Consider the following 5,967-nt stretch of genomic DNA (forward strand, 5'->3'; position numbering starts at 1 on the left):
GATCTTATATATAATGTATATATGTTGAATGAAAAAATTTAATATAATAGTATATTGTATATAATCATGCAGAAAGATGAGAGCCTAAATTTTCTCAGGGAGCTGGATAATTTAAAGGCAGGTAGGTATCATTATTTTATAGATATATTATCTGATATGGGCTATTTTCTTGATGGTTATGATCTGCTTGTTATAGGTCCGGCATTAATATTTATAGCGCCATTATTTCATATAGGTGCTGTAATATCATCAATTATAGGAGTTGCAACCATTGTTGGCCAGTTAATTGGGGGCGCGGTTTTTGGATTCATTGCTGATATGAAGGGTAGAAAGGTTATTTACCAGTGGGATATGCTAATTTTTGCTGTATTTGCAATTTTAAGTGCAGTTTCCCAGAACTATATTGAGCTAATAGCCTTCAGGTCATTGCTTGGGCTGGCCATAGGTGCGGATTATGCACTGACATTATCCATAATCGGTGAATTTTCCCCTGTAAAGCATCGCGGTAAATATCTTGGTACCGGTCTGATGTCATGGTGGATAGGTGGATCGGTTGCAGTTGCACTTGGACTTTTATTCTTACCACTTGGCAGCATAGCCTGGAGGTGGCTGCTTGGGGCCGGTGCCGTTCCTGCAATAATAGTATTAATACTAAGGCGCAGGGTTGATGAAACACCCAGATATGCAGTTGAAAAAAATGAGAAGAATGAAATAAAAGATATAAAGGAAAAATTCAAGATTAAAGATGAAAACGATTTAAATAATTTAAAGAATGCATCCTATGCCACAGGAAATGTTAATTACACAAGGAGGGGCATATTTACCTTTACATCCTGGTTTCTTAATGACCTGATATTTTATGGCATAGGAATATATACGGTAACACTGCTTTTAGAGTTAGGCTATTCAACACATGCAGGATCCCTGGCACTGACCCTAATATTGTATGTAATAGGTGTTATTGGAACACTTGTTTTTGTATTCACAGCCGATATAATAGGCAGGAAGAAGTGGCAGGAATATACATTTCTGGCGCAGGGAGTTTCATTATTTATACTTGCACTATATTTTCTTGCCGTTAGATCAGCACCCCCAATATTACTGCTATTCCCAATGTTCGCCATATTTTATTTTGCCAATGCAGGCGGTACCGGTGAAACAACCGGGATATTTGTAAGCGAACTATTTCCAACAAGAATGAGGACAACGGCCATGGGTGCAGGCACCGCAATAAGCAGGGTTGGTGCAATTATATCTGCAGTTGTTTTTCCAATAACATTAAAATTATACGGCATAGTACCCATGGAACTTTTACTGTTTATAGTTGGTCTTGCAGGATTTCTAATAACACTCTTCCTTGGGGAGGAAACAAAGGATAAATCCCTGGAGCAGATAGCTGCCTGATGCCAGCTTATAATTTTTGAAATATATAAAAATGTCTAACACATCTACATAAAATTGTTTTAAATCATTTTTTTCTGTAAACAGAATACCACATCTTATGATTATTTATTCTGTAACCGTGACCCATTGCATAATTTATTATTATATCCATTGATAACTGTAATTCCTCAGGAGTATGTGGATTGGAAATCCCTGATGATCCTGGGCTCCAGTCAGCAATAATAATGGCATTACTTGTAATTCTATCAATCTCATTCATTGCCCTTATTGGATCAGTAAAGTGATGGGCTGAAAATAGAGATATTGATGTTGTAAATTGTTTATCCCTAAATCCGGTTTCCTCTATTGATAATTTCAATAATTTTAACCTGTTTTTATAAATTTCATCCAAAAAGGTGTTTTTTAGCTGTTCAAATCTCCACATCTCAGGGTCAATACTGGTGATGCTCATATCCTCATTTTTTATAAGCGCTTTTATTACCGTGCCAAAGCCCGTTCCGATATCAAGAATATTGTTTCCTATTATTAAAGGCTTGATTTTATCCATTATTTTCCCCATCGCCGGCTCATTCATGGTTACCCCCTGAAAACGTTTAGATTAAAAGGTATAAACTGTTTTTAAATATTACTATAAGAAAAATAATATGCACTGGTCATTAAATTTTGGATTGAACCTAAAAATCAATAACGTATTCAGGGCATATAAAAAAAATTTTTATATATTTTTAATATCATTCTCAAAATTATTTTTTCATGAAAATATCCAGTAAAATAACAAAACACAGGATGCTTATAATCTCAATCTGGGTTATAGTGCTAATTGCCCTTTTCCCGGCATTTACAGGATATTCACATTTTATTAGTTATTCAACAACATCGAATGCACCTGAAAATTCTGAATCTTCAATAGCCCAGAAAATACTTGAAAAAAGGATACCGGCTAATCAGACTTTTTTTAATAATATTTTGACAATTTCTAAGTCAAATTAAAGCATATTTATTCCTTAAATATCAAGGTCCATGGTTATATCCTTTATTGATGGTATTGATCCGATGCCTTTAGATATTCTCATGGCTGCAACTATGTTTCCAAGAATACATGCATTTTTTTCATTATACCCTGAAATTAATGCTGAAATATAGCCAATGTCAAAGGCATCGCCGGCACCTATCGTATTTGCTATTTTAATATCCTTTACTGGTGGGCATTTTATTATTTCCGTGTTTTTTACTGTTACAGAACCATCATGGTCAAGTTTCAATACATATCTGTCTCCATGGATATCATTTTTAATTCTTTTCAGTATATTATTAATATCATCACTAAAATATGCCACAGCCTCATCCCTATTTAAAAAAACCTTTGTGGATAAATTCATGAATTTCTCAATGCCGATAATTTGGGATATAAGCGGGCCCGGATCAAAAAATATGTATTTTTTAGCTGTTCCAGCGTCCAACACCGCTTTCATTACTGCCCTGTATGTTTTTCCCTTTTTTATAAGGTTGTAACCCTCAAAAAATATTGATTTAGAATCATTTATTAAATTCGCATCCACATAATCCATGGAATCCCCCGATCCAAGATAACCAAGGAATGAATGCCTTTTCATATCATCAATAATATTAACCGATGTGGCAGTCATTTTTTTATCAGATCTAATTATATAATCCGTATTTACACCATTATTTTTTAATTCCTTTATCAGGTAATCACCAAATAGGTCATTTCCGATATTATCCACGAATGAAACCTTAAGTCCCAGTTTTGAGGCCATAACTGCCATGGCTGCTGTACCACCCGGACATACTTCCATGGTGCTGGAAATTGTTGTTGTGTATTCCTTAATAGGGAAATTCTTTATGTTAAGATATATATCTAAAACACCGTCTCCAATTATCAAAAGGTCATATTTGCATGGCATTCAGGAATTTCCCTCCCAGTTCTCTTATGTCACGTCTGGCTGATTCATCTATGGTTTTTACCCATTTTTCTGGTATTCTGGCAAGGCCATTATACGCACCTGAAATGGCCCCCACCATGCCACCTATTGTATCCGAATCACCACCAAGATTGCATGCCATCAATATTGCATTTTCAAAGTTACCTCCGGACTTTAAGAATATAGATATTGCAGCAGGCACAGCATCCTCGGTAAGTGCCCCATCGGGTTTTAATAAGAAATCATATAGCGAATCAAGAAATGAATCAATGCTGCTGGTACTTTTTGCAATATTATATGCACCAGCAATTCTTGATGAAATTGATTTTTCTGGTTCTCCCATAAATTTTGCACCGAGGTCTGATCCAAGCAATGATGCATCATAAATTTCGGATAAACTTTTATTTCCAGATGCCGCACTTTTTACCGCAAATGCTATTGCAGCACCTCCTGATATTGCCACTGCGGTATTATGGGTGCATAAACATGCATTTATAACATCATTTACTGTTTTTTCATTATCTGAAAAAAGATCAAAAATCCCAATGGAACTGATTTTCATGGCACACCCATTTGTTGTCCCATTCTTTCCTGTTATTTTATATGATACACCGGATTTTAAGTTTTTAATTGCCATCCTTGTGCTTGGTCCAATTAGTGTTGTGTTTAATATATCATTGTCATCAGCCCATTTAACAAGATTTTTAGCCACATCCTCAGGGTCAACAAAACCTTTTGATATAATGGAATCAGCAATCATGTATGTAAGTTCCGTATCATCAGTATATTCTCCCCTAACGAGCCTTGAATGTACAGACCCCTCCATGGGTGCTGTTAGAAAATCGTTTACAAAGCCAAATTTATTTTTTATTTCTGACCTGCTTAAAAACGTTGTCGGCATTCCCATTGCATCCCCTATAGCAACGCCGTAGAAGACCCCTAAAATTTTGTCCCTTAAATTAGATATATCCATATTATTTTTATTTAGCCTCATCCCATATCCTCACACTTTTACCCTTGCTTGTCTCTATTCCAAAGACATACCAGGCAACTGATGCAGCCATGCCAGTGCTAAAAATTCCAATTCCAAGCCACATATAGGAAATTATGGGCAGATTAACTGCAAGAAATATAACAGGTATTGACCCACCAAGGGAAATAACCCTAACAATTGCTGAATAAAGCCCCCTCCTCCTGGTTGCCCATATCTCTGACTTTAATGTATCCTCTGCCAGAAAATATATATTTATGAATACTGAAACACCTATGAATAAAAACCAGAATAAAACAATGTTTGTTAACCATAACTTCAGGGTTGGTATAAACAGGTATGCAAATATAACAACCAGCACCGAGGAAATCAAAAGAAAGCGCTTTCTGCTGAACCTGTCTGCGGCAAGTCCCAGAAAGCCTGCAAAAAATGCCACCAAACCAAATACAAAAATTAACCAGTCGGTAAGCGAGGGGAAAAAGTATGGACCAAGTGTTAACACAATCAGGCTGAATCCTGCTGTGTAAGCCCAGCCTATTACACCACCTATAAATATTCTAAAATAAATTGATGGTAACTTCTGTGGTTTAATATTATCCACACCTTCCGTGTAAACCCCAGAGTATTTTTTTAATTCATCACCTGCCTGGTTGATATGGCCCCTTGCCTCAAGCCACATCACGGATTCTGGAAGCCTTAACCTGATAATGTACATAATTAAAATGGATATTAATAACGTTACCCCAAGCAGCACCCTCTGGTCAAATATTGATGATATTGCCAGAAGTGCCAGTATGGCTGCTATTGATCCACCAATGTTTGTAAAATTTAATTCCAGAAACAGTGCCCTGCTTCTATGCCTTCTGGGGAATAATTCATGTGTTGCGGTGAGAATTGTGTTATATTCTCCTCCAGCTGCAAATAATAGCAGACCCACAAAAATTAATATTGTTATGTATGTAAAGCTGAAAATAAGTCCAATGGCACCAATAACATATATGCCAAGTGTGATAAAAAGTGTTTTTTTCCTTCCTATCCAATCAGCAAGAGGTCCTGATACTGCACCACCAAGAAGTAGCCATAGCGGTGGCCATACTGCAAGAAGGCCAAGAAGGGTTCTGGGCATTGCCACCCATGATGTTGCAATATATGATAATGAATATATATAAGCCTCAACAGTTGTGCCTATTGAAAATGCAATAAATAAAAGAGTGTGGACCGGTGTCCATTTCAAATCCTCAACCTGAACTGATGGGTCCATTTAACTTCTTATCAATAATAAATATTTAAAATTTTTATTATGAAAAAGCAAGTTGTATAATTCATTTTAATAAAATTTCAATTCAATATAAAACCTCTGTATAGTTAAATACAGGGAATTGATTAGTTTTTTATGACACCAAAATCCAAAACCAATCATTTTTGGATTAAATAGAGATATAAGAAGGTATCGATATTTTAATTACATAAAAAATTATTCTAAAAAATATATCAATGCAATGAATGATTTCCGTGATCTTAGTATATTCAATATTTGGCAGGATCTTTTGAAAGAAAACAATTATAATAAAAAAGAGGATGAGGAGCTGAATAAACTTTTAAAGGAAATGCAGGATAACCCTGAAAAGT

General features: G+C 35.5%; 6 protein-coding genes. 2 read left to right on the plus strand and 4 right to left on the minus strand.

Translation table 11 applies throughout. From position 1 onward, the window contains the following. Positions 1-66: 66 nt before the first annotated feature. Positions 67-1,404, plus strand: a complete 1,338-nt coding sequence (locus tag AOG54_RS09360) for an MFS transporter (protein ID WP_048102342.1) — start codon at positions 67-69, stop codon at positions 1,402-1,404. 64 nt (positions 1,405-1,468) lie between these two features. Here AOG54_RS09360 and AOG54_RS09365 read toward each other — a convergent pair whose 3' ends face one another. Beyond that, complete coding sequence (locus AOG54_RS09365; RefSeq protein WP_055032652.1) at positions 1,469-1,978, minus strand: class I SAM-dependent methyltransferase; 510 nt, start codon at positions 1,976-1,978, stop codon at positions 1,469-1,471. Between the two features lie 179 nt (positions 1,979-2,157). Here AOG54_RS09365 and AOG54_RS09370 point away from each other — a divergent pair, with 179 nt between their 5' ends. Then, positions 2,158-2,394 (plus strand): hypothetical protein, encoded by a 237-nt coding sequence (locus AOG54_RS09370; protein WP_055032653.1) that lies wholly within the window; start codon positions 2,158-2,160, stop codon positions 2,392-2,394. Positions 2,395-2,408: 14 nt separating this feature from the next. Here the strand turns inward: AOG54_RS09370 and AOG54_RS09375 are convergent, their stop codons facing one another. From AOG54_RS09375 to AOG54_RS09385, 3 genes are read right to left on the minus strand one after another with little or no spacing between them, the layout of a single operon-like run. Continuing rightward, positions 2,409-3,329 (minus strand): carbohydrate kinase family protein, encoded by a 921-nt coding sequence (locus tag AOG54_RS09375; RefSeq protein ID WP_055032654.1) that lies wholly within the window; start codon positions 3,327-3,329, stop codon positions 2,409-2,411. After that, complete coding sequence (locus tag AOG54_RS09380) at positions 3,313-4,341, minus strand: ADP-ribosylglycohydrolase family protein (RefSeq protein WP_048102338.1); 1,029 nt, start codon at positions 4,339-4,341, stop codon at positions 3,313-3,315. The genes AOG54_RS09375 and AOG54_RS09380 overlap by 17 nt, the downstream gene beginning before the upstream one ends. Next, positions 4,328-5,599, minus strand: a complete 1,272-nt coding sequence (locus AOG54_RS09385) for an MFS transporter (protein ID WP_048102337.1) — start codon at positions 5,597-5,599, stop codon at positions 4,328-4,330. The genes AOG54_RS09380 and AOG54_RS09385 overlap by 14 nt, the downstream gene beginning before the upstream one ends. Positions 5,600-5,967 lie beyond the last annotated feature (368 nt).

Source organism: Acidiplasma aeolicum (assembly GCF_001402945.1).
GTDB lineage: Archaea > Thermoplasmatota > Thermoplasmata > Thermoplasmatales > Thermoplasmataceae > Acidiplasma > Acidiplasma aeolicum.

Bases quoted from the DNA above. Each gene is read 5' to 3' on its own strand.
- AOG54_RS09360 (WP_048102342.1), top strand. From the start codon at position 67: ATGCAGAAAGATGAGAGCCTAAATTTTCTCAGGGAGCTGGATAATTTA.
- AOG54_RS09375 (WP_055032654.1), bottom strand. From the start codon at position 3,329: ATGCCATGCAAATATGACCTTTTGATAATTGGAGACGGTGTTTTAGAT.
- AOG54_RS09370 (WP_055032653.1), top strand. From the start codon at position 2,158: ATGAAAATATCCAGTAAAATAACAAAACACAGGATGCTTATAATCTCA.
- AOG54_RS09380 (WP_048102338.1), bottom strand. From the start codon at position 4,341: ATGAGGCTAAATAAAAATAATATGGATATATCTAATTTAAGGGACAAA.
- AOG54_RS09365 (WP_055032652.1), bottom strand. From the start codon at position 1,978: ATGAATGAGCCGGCGATGGGGAAAATAATGGATAAAATCAAGCCTTTA.
- AOG54_RS09385 (WP_048102337.1), bottom strand. From the start codon at position 5,599: ATGGACCCATCAGTTCAGGTTGAGGATTTGAAATGGACACCGGTCCAC.